Annotated in this window: 20 protein-coding genes and 1 pseudogene; 12 read left to right on the forward strand and 9 right to left on the reverse strand. The window is 40.1% G+C overall.

Going from position 1 to position 24,418, the window contains the following annotated elements:
* Nucleotides 1-216: 216 nt before the first annotated feature.
* Nucleotides 217-1,419 (reverse strand): pyridoxal phosphate-dependent aminotransferase, encoded by a 1,203-nt coding sequence (locus ACTQ9T_RS02795; RefSeq protein ID WP_440464000.1) that lies wholly within the window; start codon nucleotides 1,417-1,419, stop codon nucleotides 217-219.
* A gap of 519 nt (nucleotides 1,420-1,938) precedes the next feature.
* On the opposite strand from ACTQ9T_RS02795, the gene ACTQ9T_RS02800 reads away from it, so the two are divergent.
* From ACTQ9T_RS02800 to truC, 6 genes are all read left to right on the forward strand, one after another.
* Nucleotides 1,939-2,676, forward strand: a complete 738-nt coding sequence (locus ACTQ9T_RS02800) for an SDR family NAD(P)-dependent oxidoreductase (protein WP_210541598.1) — start codon at nucleotides 1,939-1,941, stop codon at nucleotides 2,674-2,676.
* Nucleotides 2,677-2,743: 67 nt separating this feature from the next.
* Entirely contained in the window at nucleotides 2,744-4,507 is a 1,764-nt protein-coding gene (locus ACTQ9T_RS02805) for an NAD(P)/FAD-dependent oxidoreductase (RefSeq protein ID WP_440464001.1), read from the forward strand.
* Nucleotides 4,508-4,523: 16 nt separating this feature from the next.
* Entirely contained in the window at nucleotides 4,524-5,567 is a 1,044-nt protein-coding gene (locus ACTQ9T_RS02810; protein WP_440464002.1) for a DUF1365 domain-containing protein, read from the forward strand.
* Between the two features lie 132 nt (nucleotides 5,568-5,699).
* Nucleotides 5,700-7,094 carry a class I SAM-dependent methyltransferase gene (locus tag ACTQ9T_RS02815; RefSeq protein ID WP_440464003.1) on the forward strand — a complete coding sequence of 465 codons (1,395 nt, stop codon included), beginning with the start codon at nucleotides 5,700-5,702 and terminating at the stop codon, nucleotides 7,092-7,094.
* Nucleotides 7,095-7,170: 76 nt separating this feature from the next.
* Nucleotides 7,171-7,581, forward strand: a complete 411-nt coding sequence (locus tag ACTQ9T_RS02820) for a DUF2177 family protein (RefSeq protein WP_440464004.1) — start codon at nucleotides 7,171-7,173, stop codon at nucleotides 7,579-7,581.
* Between the two features lie 123 nt (nucleotides 7,582-7,704).
* Nucleotides 7,705-8,490, forward strand: a complete 786-nt coding sequence (gene truC / locus ACTQ9T_RS02825) for a tRNA pseudouridine(65) synthase TruC (RefSeq protein WP_210541594.1) — start codon at nucleotides 7,705-7,707, stop codon at nucleotides 8,488-8,490.
* A gap of 83 nt (nucleotides 8,491-8,573) precedes the next feature.
* Here truC and ACTQ9T_RS02830 read toward each other — a convergent pair whose 3' ends face one another.
* Entirely contained in the window at nucleotides 8,574-8,765 is a 192-nt protein-coding gene (locus tag ACTQ9T_RS02830; protein ID WP_440464005.1) for a hypothetical protein, read from the reverse strand.
* Between ACTQ9T_RS02830 and ACTQ9T_RS02835 the strand changes: the two genes are divergently transcribed.
* Nucleotides 8,750-9,439, forward strand: coding sequence for a hypothetical protein (locus ACTQ9T_RS02835; RefSeq protein WP_440464006.1), 690 nt, complete (start codon nucleotides 8,750-8,752; stop codon nucleotides 9,437-9,439). The two genes, ACTQ9T_RS02830 and ACTQ9T_RS02835, sit on opposite strands and share 16 nt — an antisense overlap.
* Nucleotides 9,440-9,523: 84 nt before the next feature.
* Here the strand turns inward: ACTQ9T_RS02835 and ampC are convergent, their stop codons facing one another.
* Complete coding sequence (gene ampC / locus ACTQ9T_RS02840; RefSeq protein WP_010200011.1) at nucleotides 9,524-10,699, reverse strand: class C beta-lactamase; 1,176 nt, start codon at nucleotides 10,697-10,699, stop codon at nucleotides 9,524-9,526.
* A 487-nt stretch (nucleotides 10,700-11,186) separates the two neighbouring features.
* Here ampC and ACTQ9T_RS02845 point away from each other — a divergent pair, with 487 nt between their 5' ends.
* From ACTQ9T_RS02845 to ACTQ9T_RS02855, 3 genes are all read left to right on the forward strand, one after another.
* Nucleotides 11,187-11,741 carry an acyl-CoA thioesterase gene (locus ACTQ9T_RS02845; protein WP_010200010.1) on the forward strand — a complete coding sequence of 185 codons (555 nt, stop codon included), beginning with the start codon at nucleotides 11,187-11,189 and terminating at the stop codon, nucleotides 11,739-11,741.
* Nucleotides 11,742-11,806: 65 nt separating this feature from the next.
* On the forward strand, nucleotides 11,807-12,940 hold the full coding sequence (locus ACTQ9T_RS02850) for a cation diffusion facilitator family transporter (protein WP_440464007.1): 1,134 nt from the start codon (nucleotides 11,807-11,809) through the stop codon (nucleotides 12,938-12,940).
* Between the two features lie 380 nt (nucleotides 12,941-13,320).
* The gene (locus tag ACTQ9T_RS02855) at nucleotides 13,321-13,875 is read left to right on the forward strand and encodes a DUF2059 domain-containing protein (protein ID WP_352310054.1); all 555 of its coding nucleotides are present in this window, start codon (nucleotides 13,321-13,323) and stop codon (nucleotides 13,873-13,875) included.
* Between the two features lie 106 nt (nucleotides 13,876-13,981).
* Here the strand turns inward: ACTQ9T_RS02855 and dps are convergent, their stop codons facing one another.
* Nucleotides 13,982-14,464, reverse strand: coding sequence for a DNA starvation/stationary phase protection protein Dps (dps, locus tag ACTQ9T_RS02860; protein ID WP_010200004.1), 483 nt, complete (start codon nucleotides 14,462-14,464; stop codon nucleotides 13,982-13,984).
* A gap of 408 nt (nucleotides 14,465-14,872) precedes the next feature.
* Between dps and uvrB the strand changes: the two genes are divergently transcribed.
* Together uvrB and ACTQ9T_RS02870 are read left to right on the forward strand one after the other, a co-directional pair.
* Nucleotides 14,873-16,984 (forward strand): excinuclease ABC subunit UvrB, encoded by a 2,112-nt coding sequence (gene uvrB, locus ACTQ9T_RS02865; protein ID WP_194618974.1) that lies wholly within the window; start codon nucleotides 14,873-14,875, stop codon nucleotides 16,982-16,984.
* Nucleotides 16,985-17,233: 249 nt separating this feature from the next.
* Nucleotides 17,234-18,286 (forward strand): pyridoxal phosphate-dependent aminotransferase, encoded by a 1,053-nt coding sequence (locus ACTQ9T_RS02870; protein WP_440464008.1) that lies wholly within the window; start codon nucleotides 17,234-17,236, stop codon nucleotides 18,284-18,286.
* 129 nt (nucleotides 18,287-18,415) lie between these two features.
* Here ACTQ9T_RS02870 and ACTQ9T_RS02875 read toward each other — a convergent pair.
* The 5 genes and pseudogenes from ACTQ9T_RS02875 to ACTQ9T_RS02895 form a co-directional block, all read right to left on the reverse strand.
* A pseudogene (locus ACTQ9T_RS02875) lies at nucleotides 18,416-18,535 on the reverse strand (transposase); the annotation flags it as partial.
* Nucleotides 18,536-18,659: 124 nt separating this feature from the next.
* Entirely contained in the window at nucleotides 18,660-20,096 is a 1,437-nt protein-coding gene (locus ACTQ9T_RS02880) for a toxin-antitoxin system YwqK family antitoxin (RefSeq protein ID WP_440464009.1), read from the reverse strand.
* 35 nt (nucleotides 20,097-20,131) lie between these two features.
* The gene (locus ACTQ9T_RS02885) at nucleotides 20,132-21,361 is read right to left on the reverse strand and encodes an SH3 domain-containing protein (protein ID WP_440464010.1); all 1,230 of its coding nucleotides are present in this window, start codon (nucleotides 21,359-21,361) and stop codon (nucleotides 20,132-20,134) included.
* Complete coding sequence (locus tag ACTQ9T_RS02890; RefSeq protein WP_440464011.1) at nucleotides 21,362-23,614, reverse strand: DUF5675 family protein; 2,253 nt, start codon at nucleotides 23,612-23,614, stop codon at nucleotides 21,362-21,364.
* Nucleotides 23,615-23,705: 91 nt separating this feature from the next.
* Nucleotides 23,706-24,389: a hypothetical protein gene (locus tag ACTQ9T_RS02895; RefSeq protein WP_440464012.1), complete on the reverse strand. Its 684-nt coding sequence runs from the start codon at nucleotides 24,387-24,389 to the stop codon at nucleotides 23,706-23,708.
* Nucleotides 24,390-24,418 lie beyond the last annotated feature (29 nt).

The following is a 24,418-nucleotide window of genomic DNA, read 5'->3' on the forward strand; positions in this document are numbered from 1 at the left end:
TCTAGCAAAGATAAAAAATACGTCAAGCTTTTTTTGCATAATTAACAACATTAATGGTTTTTAATAGGATGATGACGGTTTTTAAGACGTTTTTCATTACCGATAGTGGTTAAAGCCACAATAAAAAAGACGCCCACATATCGTTTATGCGGGCGTCTTTTTTCTTTACATATTTCTAATGCTTATTACTGTTTATAGTAGATTTAACTATAATCGTTATTCAGCAACGTCTAAATTAGCAACCGCTTTTTCGATACGCGATAAGGCGTCTTTTAGCGTCGCTTCATCAGTGGCGTAAGAGATGCGCATATAACCACCCAGACCGAAGGCATCGCCAGGAACGACCGCAACGCCAACTTTTTCTAAAAGCCATTCTGAAAACTCAGTACATGACGATAGGCCAGCGGCTTTGATGAGTGGTTTGATGTCAGGATAGACATAAAATGCGCCATCAGGACGTAGGCAAGTAATACCTTTGATCGCGTTTAGACCATTAACGACCAAATCACAACGCTTTTCAAATGCCGCGACCATAGGCTCTAGTACGCTTTGATCACCACTGATAGCAGCTTCGGCGGCGACTTGACTGATAGAGGTTGGGCATGAGGTTGATTGTGATTGTACTTTTTTCATTGCACCGATCAATTTAGCAGGGCCACCAGCATAACCGATACGCCAGCCCGTCATCGCATATGCTTTTGACACGCCATTTAGGATAATCGCGCGGTCTTTAAGCTCAGGCGCGGCATTCAAGATATTGTAGAACTTATCACCCGTCCAGCGAATATGCTCGTACATGTCGTCAGAGGCCACATAGACTTGTGGGTGCTTTTTAAGCACTTCAGCAATGGCTTTTAGCTCATCTAACGTATAAATCATACCCGTTGGGTTAGAAGGACTGTTCAATACCAGCATTTTGGTTTTGTCAGTGATGGCAGCTTCTAATTGCTCTGGGGTAATTTTGAAGTCCTGCTCAGCTGGACATTTAACAATAACTGGCACGCCTTCTGCGATGATGACCATGTCAGGATAGCTGACCCAGTACGGTGCTGGAATGATCACTTCATCACCAGGATTGATAAAAGCTTGGGCAAGGTTAAAGAAGGACTGCTTACCACCGACCGATACCAAGATTTCGTTTGGTTCATAGCTGATGTCGTTATCACGCTTAAATTTTTCAATGATGGCTTTTTTTAGCTCTGGGGTGCCATCGACGGCAGTGTACTTGGTGAAGCCGTCATTGATGGCATCGATTGCTGCTTTTTTGACATGTTCTGGCGTATCAAAATCAGGTTCGCCAGCACCTAGACCAATAATGTCTTTGCCTGAGGCTTTTAGCTCTTTGGCTTTATTGGTGATTGCTAAGGTAGGGGATGGTTTGATGTTGTTGACACGGTCAGACAATTGCAATTCGCTCATGAGAGCTCCTTTTTGTATGGGAGTGGGTTGGTGAAAATCTGCTGGTAATTATATAACGTTTTAAGCGTTATCAGGACACGTTATAAGATGGTTTAAGCGTTTTTAGCGTCATTTTATTATGCATATCAGGCATCGCCGAATAATACATGGCTATTACTGAATAATAAGTCGTTAGCGCTCAGTATAAAGGTTGCCAGTTTTGGCATTGTAGCATGCTGCTATTACGCTGTCTCATAGAGGCGGTAACAGAAAATGACGCTTTTGCAGAGAGTTTTAACCTTTATTTGATCAAGTATATGTCACATTGATACCATGACTTGTGCGTCATTGATTGCGAAGTCACAACAATAGAGATGCAGCCTTATACTATAATTATTTAGATTTAGTAAATAAGCGCCATGATTGGTTAATGTAAATGCTACTAATACTCACTATCAATAAACATAAAAAATGAGCGATTAATGCATTATGGCGGTTAAGATTTCTATATGATAAAACTGGTTAAAAAGGATATTAACGATGACAAACGCTCCCGAAAAACAACACATACTTATCACTGGCGCGACCTCAGGCATTGGTAAGCAACTGGTCAAAGATTATCTGTTAGACGGTCATCATGTCCATGCCGTTGGACGTGATGATGAAGCGCTGGCTGAGCTGAAAGCACTAGGGGCAGAGACGATAGATTTGGATCTTATGGATCGAGAAAAAGTCATTGCAGCCTTTGACAAGATTAGCCAGATTGATGTGGCGATTTGCGGTGCTGGCATGTGTGAATATTTAGACATGCCAAACTTTGACAGTAGTGTGTTTATGAAAGTCATGTCAGTCAATATGGGCACGTTATCGCACGCCATCGAAGGCGTATTGCCAAAGCTGATTGCCTCAAAAGGTCGCTTGGTCGGTATTGGCTCAGCCTCTGCTTATGTGCCTTTTGCTCGTGCCGAAGCCTATGGTAGCTCAAAGGCTGCTATCCATTATTTAATGAAAACCTTGCAAATTAGTCTCGCACCGCAGGATGTATCGGTGAGCTTAGTGGTTCCGGGCTTTGTCGAAACGCCGATGACCAAACAAAATGATTTTCCTATGCCATTTATACAGACACCAAAGCAGGCAAGCCAAGCGATACGCGATGGTATTGCCAGCGGGCATGACGTGATCGAATTCCCCAAAAAACTTACCTTGCCATTAAAAGTGCTGGGTACATTGCCAGATTTGGTTTGGCAACAAGTGGGTAGTAAGTTAAGTAAAAAATAAGACTTTGAGATTTATAAAATATCGCTTATCCAAAGATAGCAAAAATAATATAGAAAGGAATGCTTTTATGCTGTTCAATCGTCGTAAGCGTGCTAGTACGAATACAGGGTTAACCAATAAAAAACAGCCCAACGCCTTTAAAGGTTTAGCTAATGCACCCGTGAAAAAGCGTATCGCTATTATCGGATCGGGGGTGTCAGGACTGACTTGTGCTCATTATCTGATAGCAGAGCATGAGGTGACGATATTTGAAGCCAATGATTATATTGGTGGGCATGTAAATACCATCGATGTGGCGCTACAAGATGGCAAAAAAGCAAAAAACAGTAAAGTAGAAAACAGCGCGATAGATACCGGCTTTATTGTCTTTAACGAGCGTACTTATCCCAACTTTTTTCGCTTGCTTCATGAGTTACAAGTGCCGTTTCAAGCAACGGATATGAGCTTTTCAGTAAAAAATACCGCTCGCAACTTTGAATATAATGGTCATACACTCAATACATTATTATCACAGCGCAAAAATGTCCTCAATCCTAAGTTTTGGCAATTTATCAAAGATATCCTACAGTTTAATAAGCATATCAAGCAGCTGCGCCAAGATTATGATACGGCGCGCGCACAGGGGCAAGATGTCAGCGGCTTTACTGCGCAAACATTGGGCGATTATTTAGCGCAAGAACGCTATGGTCAGCTGTTTACCGATAACTATCTACTGCCGATGGTGTCTGCTATTTGGTCAACCAGTCTGGACGAAGTACAAGATTTCCCATTGGTGTTTTTTGCCCAGTTTTTTGACAATCACGGCCTGCTCGATGTGGTTAACCGCCCGCAATGGTTTACGATCAAAGGTGGCTCTAAGCAGTATGTTAACAAATTGATTCCCCGCTTCGTTAAAGCAGGCGGCAAGGTAAAAGTCAATACTCCGGTACAGTCTGTGGCTCGTGATGGTGATAAAGTATTATTGACAGTTCAGAACAAAGATAATGCTAATAACAGTATCGATAATTTTGTGTTTGATGACGTTATCTTTGCTTGCCATGCAGATACCGCGCTCAAGATTCTAAAAGATGCCAGTACCGATGAAGCTGACGTGTTGAGTCATTTCCGCTTTACCAAAAATACGGCTGTCCTGCATACCGATACCCAAGTGTTGCCCAAAAAACCTCTAGCGTGGGCAAGCTGGAATTATCTGATAGATGATAAGACTGATTCTACAAAGACTGAGCGCGTAGAGGCCGCCTCAAAACCTGTACTCACTTATCATATGAATATTCTGCAACGTCTGACCAAAAAGCATAATTATTTGGTCACACTGAATCCAACCGCAGCTAATGAAAATATTGACGATAGGCAGGTTGTTAAATGTATTGATTACAGCCACCCCGTGTTTGATCTAGCGATGATTGATGCTCAAGGTAACTGGTCAGACATCTCTGGCAGTGGTCTCCATACGCATTTTTGCGGCGCGTATTGGTTCAATGGTTTTCATGAAGATGGCGTGCGCAGTGGTCTAAGAGTTTGCCAAGCGCTCGGCCATACGATTAATATAAAAGATGAAGTCGATCCAAGTCACTTGCCGGATAGTGATAGCGCACACACGCCGTTTCGTTATAAAGACTTGCCAGTAAAAGCGGATAAACAGTCACGTAAACTGACGAAGCGTCAGGTAGTGACGGCAACGACCAATCAGGAATTGGTTGATTACGTTCACCGTTTACAGTCTGCCACTAATGACTCGATGCAAAAGAAAAAACGTGGCTTATTTGGTCGACGTAAAGCCGAACAGCATAGTACTAAGCAATATAGTACCAAGCAGTATAGTAATGAGTGAAATAGAAGAGAGTCTTATGACGACCCCAGCGCATCCGTCTCACGCAATGCCAGAGCATGAGTTACCTTGTACCTCTGACAGCTTGCCGCACCAGTTATTTCATGGGACTACGTGGCACAGTCGGCTACTGCCAAATGTGCATAAGTTTGTGTATCCTTATCGCTATTGGGGTGTCAATATTAGCGCGTTAGCAGCAGGGCAGGCGCTCCCTGAAGTCGATACAGCAGGCTTTGGTAAACGTCAGCGCTTAAAAGGACTGCCATTATTTTCCACAGGAAAAAAGGCATTACAGCAGTTTTATCCTGATGATTATTTACAAGGCATATCACAAAGCTCAAGGTCGCAAGAGTTAAATAGCCTAAGTGAAAATAATAATCCGAATGATACCAAAAAATCGCTCGATGTAAACGCTAAAACCAGCGAAAAATCTAACAATAGAGTACCTAATTTAACTAGCTACCAAGACCTTGAGCAAAGACTGCATCAGGCTTTTATGACCCATGCTGGTAGCGCGCCAAGTGGTGACATGCTGGGTTTGGTCGTTTGCCGCAATGTAGGTATATATTTTAGCCCTGTCAATTTTTATCTGGGCTTTAATGAGCAGCAGCAGCCAACGCATTTACTGGCTGAAGTCTCTAATACACCATGGAATAAACGTCACTATTATGGGTTTTTATTAGATGGGACAGATACCGAATTCTGCCATGACAAAGACTTTCATGTCTCACCATTTAATCCTATCGACCAGCTCTATCGCTGGCAAGTTAAGGTTAAACAACAGCCAGATAACTGCTTACAAGTGCGCATTGCCATCGATATTAGCGACGAGCGGGGAGAGGTGCTAAAGACTGGAATAAAAATGTCTGGTGTACCAATGACCGAGGCAACGGTGCGTGATAGCTTGCGCAAAAACCCGCTGATGAATATGACGTCGTTAACGCGTATTTATTGGCATGCTTTTAAGCTATATGCGATTAAAAAAGTGCCTTATATTAATTATGATGAAAAGCTAGCCGATAGCAAACAGCAGCAAGCGGCTAATAAAAAAGACAGTGTTTAACCAACGCAAAGTTAATATTCAGTATCAATGTAAAACTCAGTACAGAATTGAAATCAAGTTTCAGAATTAAGCCACGCGACTTCAAGAGCCTAATGTCCAAACATAAGGCCTTTAGATAAGGATAAGTAGACGATGTCAGCACGACCGACCAACAGAAATCCAGCTTCGACATTAGGAAGATTTACCGCACGTATCAATAAAACCGTTAATGACAGTGCTGTATTGCGACCAGTCAATGACCGTATTAATAATTTGGCAAGAAAGTTAATCTTTCGCGCGTTAAAGCACGTGCAGTTCGGCAGTATTACGTTGATCGAAGCATTCGATGAGCACGCGCCTAAAGAGCAAAGCTTTGGTAGCAAAGCCGCTGAAGGGATGAGCAGCTCAGCAGTGGGTCGCCATCCTTTAAATGTGACTTTGATGATTCATGATAGTGCCGTCTATCGTCAGCTGCTATTTGGTGGCTCGATTGCCCTAGCGGACAGTTATATCAATGGTGAGTGGGATACGGACGATCTGACTGGTCTGATTCGGTTGGCAGCGCGCAACTTAGCCGTGCTTAACCAGTTAGAAAACCGCTTCGCTGCGGTCAGCAAAACTTTTGAAAAAGCCAAGCACCGACTGCGTAGTAATGATAAATCTGGCTCAAAATCTAATATCTTAGCGCATTATGATTTGGGCAATGATATGTATGAGCGGTTTTTAGACGATACTATGATGTATTCGTCGGCAGTATATCAGTCGCCTGATACGACACTGAGTGATGCCCAGCAGCATAAGCTGGCACTTATCTGTCAACGCTTACAATTGAGCGCTGACGACCATGTCATTGAAATCGGTACTGGCTGGGGCGGTTTCGCTATTTATGCCGCCAAGCATTACGGCTGTCATATAACGACAACGACCATTTCTGATGCGCAGTATAACGAGGCACAGCAGCGTGTCGAAGCTGCTGGACTATCTGATAAGATTACCCTTCTCAAGCAGGATTATCGTGAGCTGACTGGGCAGTATGACAAGCTGGTTAGTATTGAGATGATTGAAGCGGTCGGGCATGAATTCTTGCCGACGTTTTTTGCCAAGTGTAATAGCTTGCTTAAGCCAACAGGGCTGATGGTTCTGCAAGCGATTACCTTTAATGATCAGAACTATCAAGACTATATCGATTCGGTCGACTTTATCCAGACCCATATTTTCCCAGGTGGTTGTCTATTGTCCAACCAAGAGCTCAATACCCAGTTTACTGAGCAGACTGATATGGTTATCAAACAATTGCATGATTATGGTTTTGATTATGCTTATACGTTGCGAGATTGGCGCACAGCGTTTATGGCGCAGCGCGACGAAATCAAAGCACTTGGTTACGATGAAGCCTTTATCCGCTTGTGGGAGTTTTATTTCTGCTACTGTGAAGGCGGGTTTTTGGAGCGCACCATCGGCGTGGTGCAAGTAACAGCGGTCAAACCAAATAACATCGATACGCTGCATTTTTCTGATTTGCCAGCGGCAGACAAGGTATCCGCTTAACGCATTGTTTGACCTGAGGTTGCGTGTTGGTGCAAAAGCGTCTAATGCTGAGCAACCCTTATAAAAGGATATTATTATGGCTTACGTATTTATCTATCTGGCTGCTGTTGTCATATTTTTGGGCGTTGATGCGGTTTGGCTTACGACCATGAAAGGGGCTTTTTATGAGTCACGTATCGGTCACCTATTGGCTGATGAGCCCAATATGATGGCCGCTGGCGTGTTTTATATGTTTTATATATTGGCACTCTGTATATTGGTTCTGTATCCGCAAATCAAGGCAGGAGCGTCTATTGGTCATATTTTCTTACTGGGTGGTCTGATAGGACTGATGGCATATGGAACTTATGACTTTACCAACTTAGCTTTGTATAAAGGGTTTACCTTAGATACCGCGTTAGTAGATTTTGCGTGGGGCGGAATTTTAACTGGCTCAGTGAGCGCTATCGTTGCTTGGCTGGCGTACCGTTTTCATTGGTTGAGCTAACCATCATTTATATACTGACTATTTCTCTGAAATACAGTCCAAATTTATTAGGGCAATAAAAAGGGTATATATAAAAGACAGTAGATATATAATTACCATATTTAAAACAATAGTAACTAAAGTATGAGCATTGAAAACATAGATATCGAAAGTGACACCGCCAATCAAATCGCTAACCCAATAGAAATTATCTATGAAGATGAGTTTTTGGTGGCGATTAATAAAGAGGCAGGTCTATTGGTGCATCGCAGTTGGCTGGATAAAGGCGAGACCCGCTTTGCCATGCAACTCACCCGTGATGCGGTAGGTTGCCATGTATTTCCGGTACATCGGTTAGACAAGCCGACATCAGGCGTGTTGTTGTTTGCCAAGAGCTCAGCTGTGGCGCGTAGCCTTACTGAGGCTTTTACTGCGCATAAGGTTTCTAAGCAATATTTAGCCGTGGTGCGTGGCTTTATGCCAGAGCAGGGCACCGTTGATTATGCATTAAGTTTCAAGCCCGATGCCATTGCCGATAAGTTTGCCAACTTGGACAAACCCGCTCAAGAAGCGGTGACCCATTGGCAGAGTTTGGCTCAAATTGAGCTGCCATTTGCAGTGTCAAAAAAGCATGAAACTAGCCGCTATAGTCTAATGCGCTTAACCCCCGAGACCGGTCGCAAGCATCAGCTGCGTCGGCACATGAGACATCTATTCCATCACATAGTGGGCGATACCAGCCACGGCGACGGACGGCACAATCGATTTTTTCGTACTCAGTACGACTGCGCACGTATGCTGCTACATGCCCAGACTTTAGCGCTCAGCCATCCGGTCACTGGTGAGCCATTATTGCTAAAAGCGGGATTAGACGATCAATGGATGAGTATCATGGAAGCGTTTTCTTGGGTAGAGAGCGCTGAAGTTTGAGCCGCGTAAAGTTTAGGTTCTGTCTTATAAAATCATTTCAAAATAGTCGAAATACTGGTATGGAGTTTAGCCATGTTAATTTTTCATTTAACATCGTCATTGCCAATAATTAAGACGGCAGTGATTTCTACTTTATTAATCGGTACTGTCCAACTAATGACAGGCTGTGACTCACAGTCCTCATCTTCGAATAATGACGCCATTGTACAAACGAATACTGCACAAACGAATACTGTAGATAAAGACATGGCTAAGAATGATGAGATGTCTGTCAATCCATCGCCTACAGATACGAGTGCTATGGATAAAGCACAACGAAGCAGCAGATATAGCTGATGAGCAAACCGTCAGCCCGTCAGGGTATCAGAAGTTAAGCTTTGGTCAGGTTATTACCCCTGAGCTGCTAAGTAGCCTAGGCATGACCAAAGCAAAGAGCGATAACGAACAGTGCTACTACGTCAGTAATCCAAAATTGAGCTATATCGATAAAGAGTACGGTGAACGTGCTGCTGTGCTATATCAAATCATAGATGGTAAAGTTGCTCTGATTAGTATTCAGGATCCAAGCATATCGTTTTATAAAGACATCAACGTTGGCGATTCAGCTACAGCGGTTATGAAAGTGCATGATGACGAGCTCACTTACGATGTCGATAAATATGCGGTTGATGGTAATTACTATAGCTTGATTGCTAATGTTAATTTCAAGGTAATAAAAGAAAGCCCACTTGGAGAATCATTAAAAGACGAAAATATTGAACTCAATAATAAACAGGACAAGCTGCCTCTACAAATTGAATATCATATCAAGGGCGGTCAAAAACTGAGTGATTCTACAATTAAGGCGACTGAGTGGACAGCAGACCATAAAAGCCTATTAAAAGGTGAGGTAGAAAGCATAGATATCGGTATACCAGAAGCGATTTATTTGGTCGAAGGGTGCTCTTAAAAGTTGAATGTAAAAACCCAGCATCTAGCTGGGTTTTTTATGAAAGGCTGTTTTCTATAAGGTTGCTTTGTGACTCAAGATTAATTAACGAGTCATCGCACTCTCTAAAATCGTATAGGCTGCTTTGACCCTATCTGCATTTGGATAGTTTTTATTTGCCAGAATAACAATGCCTGATTTTTTGGCAGGAATATAAGCGATATAGCCACCGAACCCATTAGTAGCGCCTGTTTTGTTGACCCAGACGTTATTTAAGACAGCCGTTGGATGATTGTCTATTGTAATGGTTTGAGGCTTTAGCACCACATCCATTGAGTTACCTTCGAGTAAGGTATCTAGCTGAGTAGGATAAGGGTACATCTCCCATCCTAACCCTTGTGTAAAAGTGCTCGCCTGATAGTAACCTTTTCTATTATTATTTAGTGCTTGCTGAATATCTTTATCCAGCGGTACTAGCCCCATATTCGCCGCCATAAAATGCGTCATATCTTTAATGGTGGATTTAATGCCATAGGCTTCAGCGTCTAACATGCCAGGATTGACTCGGATAGCATCGCCAGCAGCGTTATAACCAAATGCATAATCAGCCATCTTGTCACTAGGCACATTGATAAAGGTGTTGGGCATATTGAGTGACGGCAGTATTTTTTCTTCCATCAATTGTGTGTAATCAGCGTCCATGCTCAATGCCGATATATAGCCAAACAGACCGATACTGGCGTTGGAATATAAACGCTTTGAGTTGATAGGGAATACAGGCTGCCAAGATTTATAGTAACGGAGCAACTCTTCATTGTTTTTGACGTCATCAGGGACTTGTAGCGGTAGACCACCAGCTGAATAGGTGGCTAGGTTTATAAGCTTGGTGTTGCCAATGGCGCTGTTTTTTAGGTAGGGAATATATTTGTCAGCGGTATCTTCTAATGCAAGTGTGCCATTTAATTCTGAATAACTGGCTAAGGTAGCAGCAAACGTCTTACTAATTGAGCCTAGCTCAAAAATAGTGTTTTCTGAGACAGGTATTTTGGCTTTCTTATCAGCCAAACCATAATGATAGAGATGTGATTTACCATCAACAATAATACCAAAAGCCATTCCTGAAATATTATGCTCATTCATTAGTAATTTGGCTTGTTGATCAACTGTGCTCTTTAGATGGTCATTGTTATCTGCTGCTTGTACGGTTCCAGATAGTAATGATGCTGTCACTAAAGCGGTAAGTCCCACTTGATTTAACAGGGTTTGAAAGGGTTGTTTCATTATAGGGTTTCTCATTTATTCTAATAGATGTATTAATAGTTTAATGCGTATGCAAATAGCGCTTTGCTTTCAGTGCGGGTATGCCGTTTTACATTATAGTCAGTGAAAAGTAATATCGATACATCACGCACTGCTGATATCAATTTTTCTTGCTTGCTGTGCCTGTGCAGACAGAGGCGACAAAAAATTAATATCAGCAGTATCGTAGCGTTTTTGAGGTATTTTGACTATATCTCAGAACACGGAATCCCCGACAATCTTGGCGATACCGTACCGTTGATTGGATATTTTAAGGTATACCCCAAGGGAACCAGTGATTTCACCTTTTAAACCTATTTACAAACCACTCAAAATAGACTGCTATAATGGGAACTATTATAATAGACTATGAGAATGGTTATCTTTATAAAAAATTACTGAAGGCAAGTGATCAAAACCCGTTTGGTCGCTTAAGACCAATAAATTTTAGAACACCGTAAGGAATGTTATGCCCCAGTACAATACTACCTCCACCGCCAAAAAAGCCCCTTTGAACCATGAACTATATATGACGGTGCTAATGACCCCTGATATGGCAAATTTCATCGGCAATGTACACGGTGGTGATTTACTCAAAATGCTCGATCAGGTCGCTTATGCCTGTGCCAGTCGTTATAGCGGCAACTATGTGGTGACGCTATCGGTTGATCAGGTGATGTTCCGTGAGCCAATCTATGTGGGTGAGCTGGTGACCTTTGCCGCGAGCGTCAACTACGTGGGTAGAACGTCGATGGAAGTGGGCATACGTGTCGAAGCAGAAGATGTGCGGGCGCGTACGGTTCGTCATACCAATAGCTGCTATTTTACGATGGTCGCCATCGATGACAATGGCAAGCCAACTCCTGCGCCGCCACTTGATATCAAAAATTTGATGCAGCAGTGTCGTTTTGATGCAGGCTTAGAACGTAAGAACCTACGTATGCAAAGCTCACACCGTCCTAGCTGTGATATTGAGAATATGATTGGTGAGCTAGCCAGCAGTCATGACAATCAAGCTAAGTAACATGACACAGTAGCCAAGGGTTTCCGGCTTAGTGGTTAAATATTCGCTATTTTACTGAGACTATCATGAGTTTGAAGCCATCAAAAACCAATTCAAATATTCCTACTCCTAATCAGTCAGTACGCCGCAATAGTCGTGCTCGAGGTGCTGGTACGCCCATTAACGACGCCACTTCTGATGGTAATTCTCGTTCTGGCTTTGATGGTTCTTCTAAGTCAGCAACCAACAAAGAAGAACAACATTCTGCCTCATTGACGACGGTTTTGATTGCCGTCGGGGCCAACCTCATCATTGCTATTGCCAAAACTGTAGCGGCGTTTATGACAGGTTCTGCTTCTATGATTGCAGAGTCAGCACATTCTTGGGCAGATGCAGGTAACGGCACCTTATTAATTGTCGCCGAAAAAAAATCCGTCAAACCTGCTGATGAAAGTCATCCGCTCGGCTACGGTAAAGAGTCATACGTCTGGTCGATGATTGCGGCATTTGGTGTCTTTATGGCAGGCTCTATTGTATCCATTTATACTGGTATCACCGAGTGGAATGCGGCTGAGAGCGAGACCGACTATACCATTGGTTTTATTATATTAGCAGTCGCCTTCGTGCTAGAAGGCTTTTCGTTGGTGCAGGCGTACCTGCAAAGTAAAAAACATGGTGAAGCGATTAATGTCAGCGCTATTGGTTATGTGGTCGATACGTCGAACCCCACTTTACGCGGTGTATTTTTCGAAGATTTAGCGGCTGTAATTGGCTTGGTTATCGCTGCGGCTGCGATGGGTATGCATGCTTATACTGGGCAGCCATTTTGGGATGCGCTAGGTTCTATCGTCGTCGGGCTATTATTGGGCGTGGTCGCTATCTTTTTGATCAGCCGTAATCGGGATTTTTTGATTGGCTACAAGGTGTCTGATAGGATGCATTCCTATGCGTTGAGCGAGCTGCTTAATCATGCAGATATTGATAGTGTTTCTTACTTACACCTAGAGTGGGTGGGACCCAAGAAAATATTTATGGTGGCAGCAGTAGACATCGCTGGCAATCAAAAAGAAAAAGAAATCGCGCAAAAATTTGAAGACATTGAAAACTTGTTTCGATTTAATCCTATCTTTCAAGAAGCTATTTTGACACTGTCTGTACCCAATGCCAAAACGTTATCTTTACCGGAAAATTATTTAGCTAATGAACAAGATTTCGCATGACAGTCTAGATGACAATGCTATTAACAACTACTATGGCTAAATCTTGCCAAACTGCGTCAAATAGCTGGTCAATATCCTGATATTATCTGCGCTCTTTTCCTTGTTTGGCTGCAATTTATCTCATTTTCATCACCATTTTCAAACTGAGGACACGTCCTAGTCATTCTAGGTTAGTCATTCTAGGTTAGACATTATCGTCGGTGGATGCCTAGTTTGGTGAGATTTTATCTATCAGCAGTCCTAATATTTGAATGTTCAATAGACTCCAGTTACTCTTAACTATACAGGTCTAATAACTATACGAGTCTAATTCGAAAAATTAGGCTAAGATAACAACGATAATTAGCAGCAGAAACTAGATACTAAAATAAGGTGATAATATGACATATATTTTGAAAAATACCCTAGTGTCCCTGACGTTTGGTCTAAGCGTCGCTACTATGCTGGCAGTACCGACGCTCTTTGCACAGGCTGCGGTACCTACTGACAAGTCAGTGAGAGAGTTAGTAAATGTCACACATTTGAATGAAACAATTAAACAGATGTCCTCGAAAGATAGTTTACAAAAGATAGTTAATGACTCTATGTTGTCTAGCCTTGTGACTGATGACATGAGTGCTGCCCAACGTCAAAAACTAATCAAAGTTTTTTCTAATTATAGTAGTAGTATATTTGATGATGAGTATATTGAAACTATCAATGAGGCACAAATTCAAGCGTATGTTAGTGCTGTAAAAAAGTATTTTACTCAAGAAGAAGTTGACGCTCAAATCGATTTTTACGAAAGCGACTTAGGGGCTAGCATAATAGAAAAGCAGCCTATTATGATGCAAGAGTATGCGAAAGATGTCAGAGCTATTATGACACAGAATGTTTCAGCCGAGCTAAAGAAAGCTTTGCCCATTATGATAGAAGAACTAAAAGCCCTGAAATAGAAAATAATAGAATATGCGTGCATAAAAAAAGGTCACCCAATCAGGTGACCTTTTCTATTTTTGCTTCATATAATAACGTTAATAATCAACTAAATTTGTAACGGTATTATTTCTTTGGCGCATTTGCACCGATGAACCATGCATCTTTATCAATAATACGGCTGGCTTCTGTAAATAGATCCGCTGTGTCTTCGTCGCCTGCATCACCAGCAGTAGCGATCGCTTCTCTCAAAGCTTCCGCAACTTTCTTGTAGCGGCTCGTCAACTCGCGAACATGTTGATCTACTTCGGTAATGTCAGTAGGATAATCGTCTAAAATAGACTCTTTTACCACGCGACTGGCCAAGCCGTTTGGCTGACCGCCTAAAATTACGATGCGTTCAGCGATTGTATCTGATACTTCAAGGATACGATCTGACGTATCATCTAATAATTGATGCACACCGATAAAGCCAGTACCTTGTAAATTCCAATGGCATTGTTTGCCATCTAAAGTTAAATCAATGACATTTGCTAGGTTAGCGTTTAATACATCGATCATTTTTTTAGCGGTTTCATCGGAAATTCCACTTGCGTAACGTTCTCTCATATCTTACTCCGTTATGTATTTTGTTTTATTGAATTAAATAGGTCACTTGTTCTTATTTGGTTTTTGTATTAGTAGTGCTTGTTGATTCGTTATGAATAATAACAGCTTAAATCTGTGATGGAACCCTTCAGTGTTAGGCTTTATGAGGTGGTCGTGTAAGGAGTTTGTTAACCATGAAAATCTTTGTAAATTTATTCAAGATTGTGTGAGTTTTTTATAACAATATAAGACTTACCACCTAATAAAAAACTGATTCTTCGATAAAAAATGTCTTTATACACTTGCATTTCGGGCTGTGGAATATCACTGTAATCATAAGATAAGCCTCGTCACCATCCGTTAAAAAGCCTTTAAAAACTGCTGCTCAGACCCCATATTGTTATAAACCTCAAGAAGAAGAAAGCCATTATGCGTATGCCCGAACCGCGCTCATCGCGTCAGTTAAACCAATTGGCCACTCAGCTCCAAGGCGAAGCTGAAATTAGTGGTGTTAATGCGTCAGGGACGCAAATATCGAGTCGTGCCTTTGAGATGGTCACCGATTTTGAACCAGCAGGGGATCAGCCACAAGCGATCAAAAAGCTGGTCAATGGTATTAATTCTGGTATGAATGAGCAGTTGCTATTGGGGGTGACGGGTTCTGGTAAGACTTATACCATGGCCAAGGTCATCTCTGAGACTCAGCGTCCGACGATTATCATGGCGCACAACAAAACGCTTGCCGCTCAGCTGTATGGTGAATTTAAGTCGTTTTTCCCGAATAACGCGGTGGAGTACTTCGTCAGTTATTATGACTATTACCAACCTGAAGCTTATGTCGCAGCGAGTGATACCTTTATCGAAAAAGATAGCGCCATCAATGATCATATCGATCAGATGCGTCTGTCAGCGACGCGTGCTCTATTAGAGCGTCGTGATGCGATTATTGTAGCTTCTGTATCGTGTATCTATGGTTTGGGTGATCCTGAAAGTTATCTAAAAATGCTACTGCATGTCGTGGTCGGTGATCAGATAGATCGTACCGCTACCATTAAGCGTTTGGTTGAAATGCAATATACGCGCAATGAGCTAGATTTTGGTCGTGGTACGTATCGCTTGCGTGGTGAGCTGCTCGATATCTATCCTGCTGAATCTGAACAGTTGGCTGTACGTGTGCATTTATTTGATAATGAAGTGGAAAAAATCACTTGGTTTGATCCTTTAACGGGCAAAACAGTACGTAGCGTGCCGCGTATTACTATTTATCCAAAATCGCACTATGTGACGCCGCGCAATAAACTAGAAGCTGCCAGTCATACGATTCGCGCTGAGCTAGAGCCGCGTTTAGAATACTTCCGTGATAACAATAAGCTGATAGAAGCGCAACGTCTCAAAGAGCGTACCCAGTATGACCTTGAGATGATTCAACAGCTAGGTTACTGTAACGGTATCGAAAACTACTCACAGCATCTATCTGGTCGTCCATCAGGGGAAGCGCCACCGACGTTGTTTGATTATATTCCAGAAGATGCCTTGTTATTTCTTGATGAATCGCACGTCACCGTTTCACAAATTGGAGCGATGTATAAAGGCGATAGATCGCGTAAAGAAAACCTCGTCAATTACGGCTTTCGTCTGCCAAGTGCCATGAACAACCGCCCGATGAAGTTTGAAGAGTGGGAGCGTATCAAGCCTAAGACCATTTACGTTAGCGCCACACCAGCATTATATGAGCTTGAGCATAGTGAGCAAGTCGTTGAGCAAGTCGTCCGTCCAACGGGTTTGATTGATCCTGAGATTGAGATTCGTCCTGTATTGACGCAAGTCGATGATGTGTTATCAGAGATTACCAAGCGCCGAGAAAAAGATGAGCGCGTATTAATTACCACATTGACCAAACGCATGTCAGAGGATTTGACCAGTTATCTAAAAGAATATGATGTCAAAGTTGCTTATCTGCATTCTGACATTGATACCGTTGAGCGTATGCAGATTATCCATGAACTGCGCACTGGCGTGCATGATGTGTTGGTCGGCATTAATCTATTGCGTGAAGGGTTAGATATGCCAGAAGTATCATTGGTCGCGATATTTGATGCCGATAAAGAAGGCTTTTTGCGTTCTGAGCGTGCACTTATTCAGACCATTGGTCGTGCTGCGCGTCATATCAATGGTAAAGCTATTCTTTATGCTGATCGCATTACCAACAGTATGCAAAAGGCGATAGACGAGACCGACCGTCGCCGTGAAAAACAAGTGGCATTCAACCTTGAGCATAACATCACCCCAAAAGGGGCACGTCGCAGTATCACCGATAAAATCGATACGGGTGACGATCAGAATGCCAATGACAATCAAGTGATTCCTATCAAGAGCAATCTGCCTGATGTTGATATCAGTATCTTACGCAGTCCTGATTTGCTGGCGAAAGAAATCAATCGTCTTGAAAAGCTTATGAAGCAGATGTCACGTGATTTGAAGTTTGAAGATGCCGCTAAAACGCGTGATAAAGTGCTTGAATTAAAGGCGCATTTGATCTAGTGTTCAACTTGGATGTGATTGAATGATGTATGTTGAATAGCGTATGTTTGACAAAAAGGTGAGTTGCAAGTAGGGCAGCTCACCTTTTTTTATGGTTTTTAGAGCTGCAAAAAGATGGTTTTTATCTATTGCTATTAATAACTAAAATTTGGTTGTAACAAAACTTGTGTTTATACCAAATGCCCCTTAATATGATATCAATGAGCAATATGAACTTATAACAACGGACGTTGAGGCACATAATCCATCATGCAAAATAACAAATTCTTAGAATTAAATGCGAATGAAAACTCACTAGGCATGTCAGACTCTGCCAAACAAGCCATTATAGAATCTTTAGGTGAGGGCTTTCGTTATCCAGATAATCCACGCGCGGCGCTCATTAGAAAAATTGCCACCATCCATGGTGTGGCAGAAAACCAAATCTCATTAGGCAATGGCTCGACTGAAAATATGCGAGCGGTCATACAAATGCTGCAACACAAAGCCTTAAAAGAAGGTAAAGCATTCCAGATGGTCATTCCGGTACCAACGTTTGATTGTGCAGAGATGTATGCAAATTCTATTGGCGTGCCGGTAGTTAAGATACCATTGACCGCTGAAAACTATGATTATGATTTTGATGAACTACAAAGGGCTGCTGACGATTTTGATGGCATCAGCCTACTTTATATTTGCAATCCAAATAATCCAACTGGCATCATTACATCAACGGAAAAGCTCAAAAATTGGGTAAGTAATGCACCAGATAACCATTACTTTTTATTAGATCAAGCTTACTTGGAGTACGTGTCAGATCCAAGCTTTGAGAGTGGGATTGAGTGGTTAAAACAAGGGTTATCAGACAATCTTATTGTTATCCATACTTTCTCAAAGTTATGTGCCTTAGCCGGTATGCGAGTGGGCTACGCGATTTCTAACCCGCAAGCTATTGAGACTGTCGAAGCATTTATGTCTATGGACAATACCAATTTGTCAGGTGCGGTTGCTGCTATTGCAACGTTAAATGATGCAGCGTTTTTAGAGCTAAGTTTGCGTAATACCAATCAGTCACGTCAAATGATCGAAACAGTATTAGACGATCTGGGGCTGCGCTATTTACCCTCACAGACCAACTTTATTTTTCATGAAATAAAAGGCGATTTAAAAACTTATATCGATAGAATGCGAGACAATGGCATTAAGGTTGGTCGCGAGTTTCCACCTGTCACAGGCTTCAATCGCTTGACGCTTGGCACGCCTGATGAGATGGAAGTATTTATCAAAGTGCTAAAAACATTTCGTGAAAAAGGTTGGGTTTAGCGCCTGTATTGAAAGATTGGTAAGTTTCAAACTAGCTGAGTTTGAAAGACGGTATTATAAGAATTTGACTTTGTCAGGCATTGCAGCCTGACTCAAGTAAATCTGTCTCCGATATATTCGGGGCGGTTCAGTTTGCATGGCGATACCAAGCTGCTTTGCGGTCGCTGAGATATTGCCATTATTGTCAGCGATCTTTTTAACGGCTTCAGCCTTAAATTCGTCACTGTAGGTTCTTACTTTCTTGGTCATGATAAACTCTTCATCAAGTCGTTAGTTTACCCAGTTTATCTCTACGGTTTCTTCAGCATAGCTCAGTCTGATGACAGCATACTTTTTAGAACATCACCAAAAAATAATATAGCTAAGTTTTGACTTAGTCTGAAACAGGCGTCAAATCACGCTTATCAATCCAGCCGAACTTAGTGGCATTCTTATAAGAAACTTTGACCCAGTCTTCGTTTTGGTCAAAAGCTTCAATCAGATCACCTTTGATATAATAATTTGGCTTAGTTCTCGATTCAAAACTTTCATCAAGTATTTCTGCTTTTTCTTTTTTAACTGTGTACTTAATTGGAAGTGGAGGACAGTCTTGCGATATTTCATTATCGCTTTTATCTAAACTACTGGTTCGGCTATCTAAACCTTGTAAACTAAATTCTTGATTATCAATACAATAGTATTCTTTACCATTTGCCAAGTAACCTTCAGTTGCAAAATAATTTATATGCCATTTGTTATTCTTTAAAATAAAATAATAGTCCTCAAAAGGAAAGCCTTTACTTGAAAAATATGTTGATAAAGAAAAACCGTTATTATTAGGTCTTGGTAATATTTCAGCTAAGAAAAAGCCTCCATCGTCAGTAAAACTACTAGTCTCCAAGCTTAATTTGTATTTACCACCTTTGTCTCCAATAAGAATATAAAGCTCGTTACCCTGATATAGATTAGCATTATCATTGATACGACTAATCACTAAATCGTCTATACCATCTGAAGTAACATCGAAATTAAATATCTTAAACTGATCTTCTCCCAAGTCCTTTTTAATTTCCTGTAAAGATAGAGGTTCATTAAATACAAAATCTTCAATGGTACCATCTATATTCCATGATTTAGAAATACCAATTCTATTACCATTTTTATATTTAAAGTCGTAAATATAAATATTAGGATATGACGAGTATTTCACGTAACAACGACCGTTTTCGACACCATATTTATAAGTGCATTCATGTATCAGATCACCCTGCTCATTCCATCCTTTAGATATTCCTTGTAAAACCCCGTCAATATAATGGATCTCACTTTTTTTCTGACCATTTTCGAAGTACTCAATCCAAGTCCCTGTCGGCTTATTATTTTTATAGAGTGATTCTATTTTTTTGTCACCAGACTCAAACCATACTATTCTTGCTCCTTCTCTTGAATAATAGTTATTGGGATGAGCTGCGTCCTCATTATCAGTATATTCAAGCTTACCATCTGTTAAAATATATGGGTTTGTAAACTTTTCTCCAGAGATAAAAAAGTCCTGCACTAAGTAACGGTTATTAGGTAGTTCCTTAATGAGAACTCTATAATAATGGGCATCTGACTTAGAGGATTTTTCAAGACCAGATAAATCGTGAGCTCTCATATACAGAACGATATTTTTCTTAGCGTTAATGTCGCTGTTAATGTTATTCACTTCAGCCGTGGTTATCGTTTCTTCATTGCTTGGTTGATGTTCTGAAGAAGTTGATTGTGCATTACAAGCGACTATTGAAATCGGGACTATTAATAAAAAAAATATTTTTAGCGTATTTTTCATTTGATTTGGGCTTACTAGAAATTCAAAAAAAATGGCTACAACCAATCACAATCATCATTGTAAGTTGAAAACAAATATCTATCATCTTTGCAATTGAACGTTTGGTTCATCTCATTCGATTCAGAGTTAAAGAAGCTTATTATATTTTTAGTCACTTTAAAATCATCTGACTGAGGGCTATATGAAAAGCTCACAAACCTTTTAGCATACTTGTTATCGTAGCAAGACGTATATTCAAGAGTAAACTTACCTGAGCTTGTACTGATATCTTCCAAACCGTCCATCATGCAGCCATTGAGTGGGTCCTTAAACATTAACGTGTTCTGTTGCCATAGAGAGACTTCCTTATTGACCATTCGATATACGGAAATTTCAAGATCAAAGTTTCTATCGTCTTGTTCTTTAGGCTTTACAACGCTTATGAAATCGCTATCGCCGTCCATATCTAAGTCAGCTTCTTTTTCTAAAATGACCTTATTAAAGTTATCATCAGATTTTAACCTGTTTATAGCTGAATCAGCTGCATTTAAACTACTTACATGAACGTAACCAATATTTGACTTGTTATGAACAAAAAGCCAATCGCCTTCTATCCATAAAGCAGTAACTTTACTACCATTGTTAAACTTACCTACACGTTTAGAATTAGAGCTAGGTAGTTCTCTGATATTAGTATTACCATCTTTATCGGCTACGATATAGCTTGTATTAAGTATGCGAGATGACATTGCTTGATAGCGCTCATAAAAAGTGTCAATAAATACTTTAAAAGACTGTGAGTTATTTGCCTTGAGGTAATACAGCTCGCTGGGAAATTCATCGTTCCAAATAACATTACCAAAGTAAAATTTTGCAAAACGCTCAAGCTCATCTTTATTCAGACTTTCACTAATGCTTATCAGTAAGTTAGGGTCATTAATAATGGCTTTTTGCATGTTATGCTTGAACTGAGATATTAAATCAACGTCCCATTTAACATTAGCGCCTATACTAGCAAACGATAGAGTTAACTCACTAGTCGAATAATCAGAAATACTATCGAAAAAGTCATTAATCATATCTATTTTTTCTTCATCACCGTACTGATTGGTATCAAGAAACAGCCTAAATTCATTAGCATTTTTAAAATGTAATGGAGTATCAGACGCTGATTGCTTTGGTGTAGTAATACTACCAACAGAACTCTTAGTTTCAGGTTGATTGGTATTACCCGTACTATCACAGGATACTAAGGCAAGGGTAATTAATAATACAAATGCTTTCATTTAGTAGCTCTCAGTTATTTTAATTCGAATTTTATTAAGGTCAGAATTCTCAAATAATTTATAGAAAGCAAATACAGTATTGGTGCTATTACCCACAAAGTCTTCACCCTTTGAACTTCCTAGTAAGATACAGCCATCAGTATCCTTTGGATAATTTCCAATATGAATCAATATATACCTGTCAGCAAGAACATCATCATTAAAAAGAACAAAAGCCTTCCCTAGAGAGCGATTTAGCGTTGTTTTATGCCATTTCACTCTATAAACTCCTGTAGGAACTCTTTTGCGCATATTCCTAGTAGTAGTATCGGGACCTGGTCTTTCTAGTACAAAGCCGTCGAAGTTATGACTTGGAATGGAAAGGGTGCCTACTGTTGATTGAGAGTTTTGACTAGTTCTATTAATGATTATATCAACCGTAGAACTTTCAACTGACGTAGTAGGAGGGCGTATTGTTTGGCATTCACTGACTCGAAACACTTTTAAGCATTCTTTAAAGTGATCTATTCTATCTTTCCGAGATGGCGTATGTTCGTTGACGATATCGACAGTCTTTTCAAAATTCGATATCGTAGAGCCCTTATTAGCAATTTGATAAATTTTGTTATCATACCAGTAAGCCATAGAAGCTATTGTTCCCTCTTTAATATTATTAATATTAACAGCAGTAATCTCTAGATTAAAGTCTGGAAATATTTCCCTAATGTTTTTGTTAATTGGATCATATTTATCTTTTCCAGTGATTTGAATTATGCCTCTACCTCTATATTTCCAACCATCTCCACTGTCCCTGTCACCATTACCTAATCGATTTGCATATGCGATATTTGCTATCATTTCTTGATTTGCTGGATTTCCATCGTATCTACCATATTTTTTAGATAACGACTCGTTACCCCTGAAAGCTTTAAACGGGCTCTTCAAAAGTTTTTTGCCATTTTTCGTAATAGTTGTAGTTCTATACAGATTTTCCCAACTGTAATTCAAACTTTCTCCGTCTTTTATATTAAACTTATTTCCGACTTCTTCCATTATATGTGCAAAGAAAAATGCTTTATTTAAACAGTTGTTCATCAGAAAATTTGAATTTGCAAAATTAAAAGCATCAATACATATTTGCAATTTTTTAGTTGTTTCTGAGTCTTGTGAAAATATAGAATGAAGTTCATTAATAGTTAGCGTTTGACATCTTGGGCAACCATCAGTTGTCACATCAACTTTAGGTGTTCCTGTCTGACCTCTGTCATCACTTGCTTGAGTTTCAATAGGATTTGATGGTTGCTTAGATTGTGATGAATTAGCAGAGTTAGAGTTATCAGATTCTTCATTATTCTTTCTTTGGGTTGATTTACTTGGAAAAGAACGAGAACTATCAGCTGATTCACCTTCTTTAGTATCACTAACAGCATCATTAAAATCTTCAAACCCTTCTTTTAGACTGCTAGCTGCATCTTTAAGAGCTTTTTGCGCTCTATCAAACAACCCTTTTCCTTCACTATTAGATGAATTCGAAGGAGTAGAGGGCTTCGTTGTTGTTTGAGCAGCGGGAGAACTGGCTGAACTACTATCACGCAGTTTAATTGTCTGCCCAGCTTGTAGTGTTCTCGGGTCTGTTATGCCATTGAGTCGTTTTAAATCTGCAACCGATACACCACTTCTTTCTGATATACCTGAAAGCGTTTCATTTTTTCCTACGGTATGTTCGGTTTTTAGTGATAAGTCACCATCTTTAGAACTAGTTTGGGGGCTTGAATCTGTGGAGGTTTTTTGCCTTGCTTTTGTGGGTGGTAATTTTAAAATGTCCTTTGGTCGTATTTTGTAAGGCTCTTTTAAACTATTAAGTTGGGCTATTTGCTGCCACTTCACTCCATATATTTTGGCAATAGAGGATAAAGTTTCTTTAGCTTCAACTTCGTGAGTTTTTCTTAAATAGTCTCCTGCAGACCCTTCGAACATTTTAAGTTTAAATTTGTGCTTTGCAAAAGGAGCTTGCGCCTCGAATGTCATTTCCCTAATAGGTACGATAAGGTCTTTTATGATACTTACCATTGAACCATTACGAGGATCTTTTATAGATATATTAACGAGTGTACCTGCTGGTCTGGTTATCCATACCGTATATCCTCCAGCTATAGACGTTCCTGAACAAGCGGTTCGTCCATTTATCGTTACTATATGGTACAAGCCTTCCAGTGGCACTTTATACAAATCTACAAACTTTATTCTGAATTTTATAATTTTAGTATTACTCACGCATTAGACTCCTGCGAGTTTTTTATAGAAAATTAATTAGTAAATCTATAGTGGATAAATTTTTTAAATCAGTAGCGCTACTATAAGATTATTAATAGTAAATCCATTGACTTTCTACTTTATCGCCGTCAATGGTCGTCAAATAATAATAAGTTGGTAATGCTGCATTAACTGTGAGGTAGTAGTAATTTTTATTATTATGAATAGCTACTTGATTAATATATATGGAATACTCTTTAGGCTCGTATTCGTCCACACAAGCAACATTGTCGTACTGATCAATAGAACAGTCGACGTTTCGATTTTCAGAAATTCTAGAAGGAATACTATCTACTATTTTTTTTAAATGCTTGTCTGCTATAGGTATAAACTTGCTGTTTTTATAGTTGTCATTCAATGCAATAATATTTGAGTCATTAGTGATATCTTTGATTAGAATACAAGCTCTTTTTCTTGTTAATAATATATTTCGATCACTATTTGCAATGTTTGATGTCTCTCTTAGATCATAGGTTAGCAGATCGTTACAATTACTGATTTTAATCTTTCGGTCTAAATAATCAATATCTTGGAATCCGCCATCAATGAACTTGTCAATAAAAATTAATTGATTATATTTTTTTATTGGTTTTATGAATCCTGCTGTAAGTTCATTAATATTATAAATAGGAGTATTTGCGATTGAATTGCCACTATCTAAATTTGAAGACAAAGAATCTTCTATGCTTGTAAAAGTATTAGTAATAGGCTCAATACTATCAGGTTGTATTTTCATACATCCTGATCCAAAAGTTAGTACACACG

This window comes from Psychrobacter sp. ASPA161_6, from assembly GCF_051970285.1.
Lineage (GTDB): Bacteria > Pseudomonadota > Gammaproteobacteria > Pseudomonadales > Moraxellaceae > Psychrobacter > Psychrobacter glaciei.

Excerpts from the sequence above, each read along its gene's own strand:
- ACTQ9T_RS02795 (WP_440464000.1), bottom strand. The coding sequence starts at position 1,419 with ATGAGCGAATTGCAATTGTCTGACCGTGTCAACAACATCAAACCATCC.
- ACTQ9T_RS02800 (WP_210541598.1), top strand. The coding sequence starts at position 1,939 with ATGACAAACGCTCCCGAAAAACAACACATACTTATCACTGGCGCGACC.
- ACTQ9T_RS02805 (WP_440464001.1), top strand. The coding sequence starts at position 2,744 with ATGCTGTTCAATCGTCGTAAGCGTGCTAGTACGAATACAGGGTTAACC.
- ACTQ9T_RS02810 (WP_440464002.1), top strand. The coding sequence starts at position 4,524 with ATGACGACCCCAGCGCATCCGTCTCACGCAATGCCAGAGCATGAGTTA.
- ACTQ9T_RS02815 (WP_440464003.1), top strand. The coding sequence starts at position 5,700 with ATGTCAGCACGACCGACCAACAGAAATCCAGCTTCGACATTAGGAAGA.
- ACTQ9T_RS02820 (WP_440464004.1), top strand. The coding sequence starts at position 7,171 with ATGGCTTACGTATTTATCTATCTGGCTGCTGTTGTCATATTTTTGGGC.
- truC (WP_210541594.1), top strand. The coding sequence starts at position 7,705 with ATGAGCATTGAAAACATAGATATCGAAAGTGACACCGCCAATCAAATC.
- ACTQ9T_RS02835 (WP_440464006.1), top strand. The coding sequence starts at position 8,750 with ATGAGATGTCTGTCAATCCATCGCCTACAGATACGAGTGCTATGGATA.
- ampC (WP_010200011.1), bottom strand. The coding sequence starts at position 10,699 with ATGAAACAACCCTTTCAAACCCTGTTAAATCAAGTGGGACTTACCGCT.
- ACTQ9T_RS02845 (WP_010200010.1), top strand. The coding sequence starts at position 11,187 with ATGCCCCAGTACAATACTACCTCCACCGCCAAAAAAGCCCCTTTGAAC.
- ACTQ9T_RS02850 (WP_440464007.1), top strand. The coding sequence starts at position 11,807 with ATGAGTTTGAAGCCATCAAAAACCAATTCAAATATTCCTACTCCTAAT.
- ACTQ9T_RS02855 (WP_352310054.1), top strand. The coding sequence starts at position 13,321 with ATGACATATATTTTGAAAAATACCCTAGTGTCCCTGACGTTTGGTCTA.
- dps (WP_010200004.1), bottom strand. The coding sequence starts at position 14,464 with ATGAGAGAACGTTACGCAAGTGGAATTTCCGATGAAACCGCTAAAAAA.
- uvrB (WP_194618974.1), top strand. The coding sequence starts at position 14,873 with ATGCGTATGCCCGAACCGCGCTCATCGCGTCAGTTAAACCAATTGGCC.
- ACTQ9T_RS02870 (WP_440464008.1), top strand. The coding sequence starts at position 17,234 with ATGCAAAATAACAAATTCTTAGAATTAAATGCGAATGAAAACTCACTA.
- ACTQ9T_RS02880 (WP_440464009.1), bottom strand. The coding sequence starts at position 20,096 with ATGAAAAATACGCTAAAAATATTTTTTTTATTAATAGTCCCGATTTCA.
- ACTQ9T_RS02885 (WP_440464010.1), bottom strand. The coding sequence starts at position 21,361 with ATGAAAGCATTTGTATTATTAATTACCCTTGCCTTAGTATCCTGTGAT.
- ACTQ9T_RS02895 (WP_440464012.1), bottom strand. The coding sequence starts at position 24,389 with ATGAAAATACAACCTGATAGTATTGAGCCTATTACTAATACTTTTACA.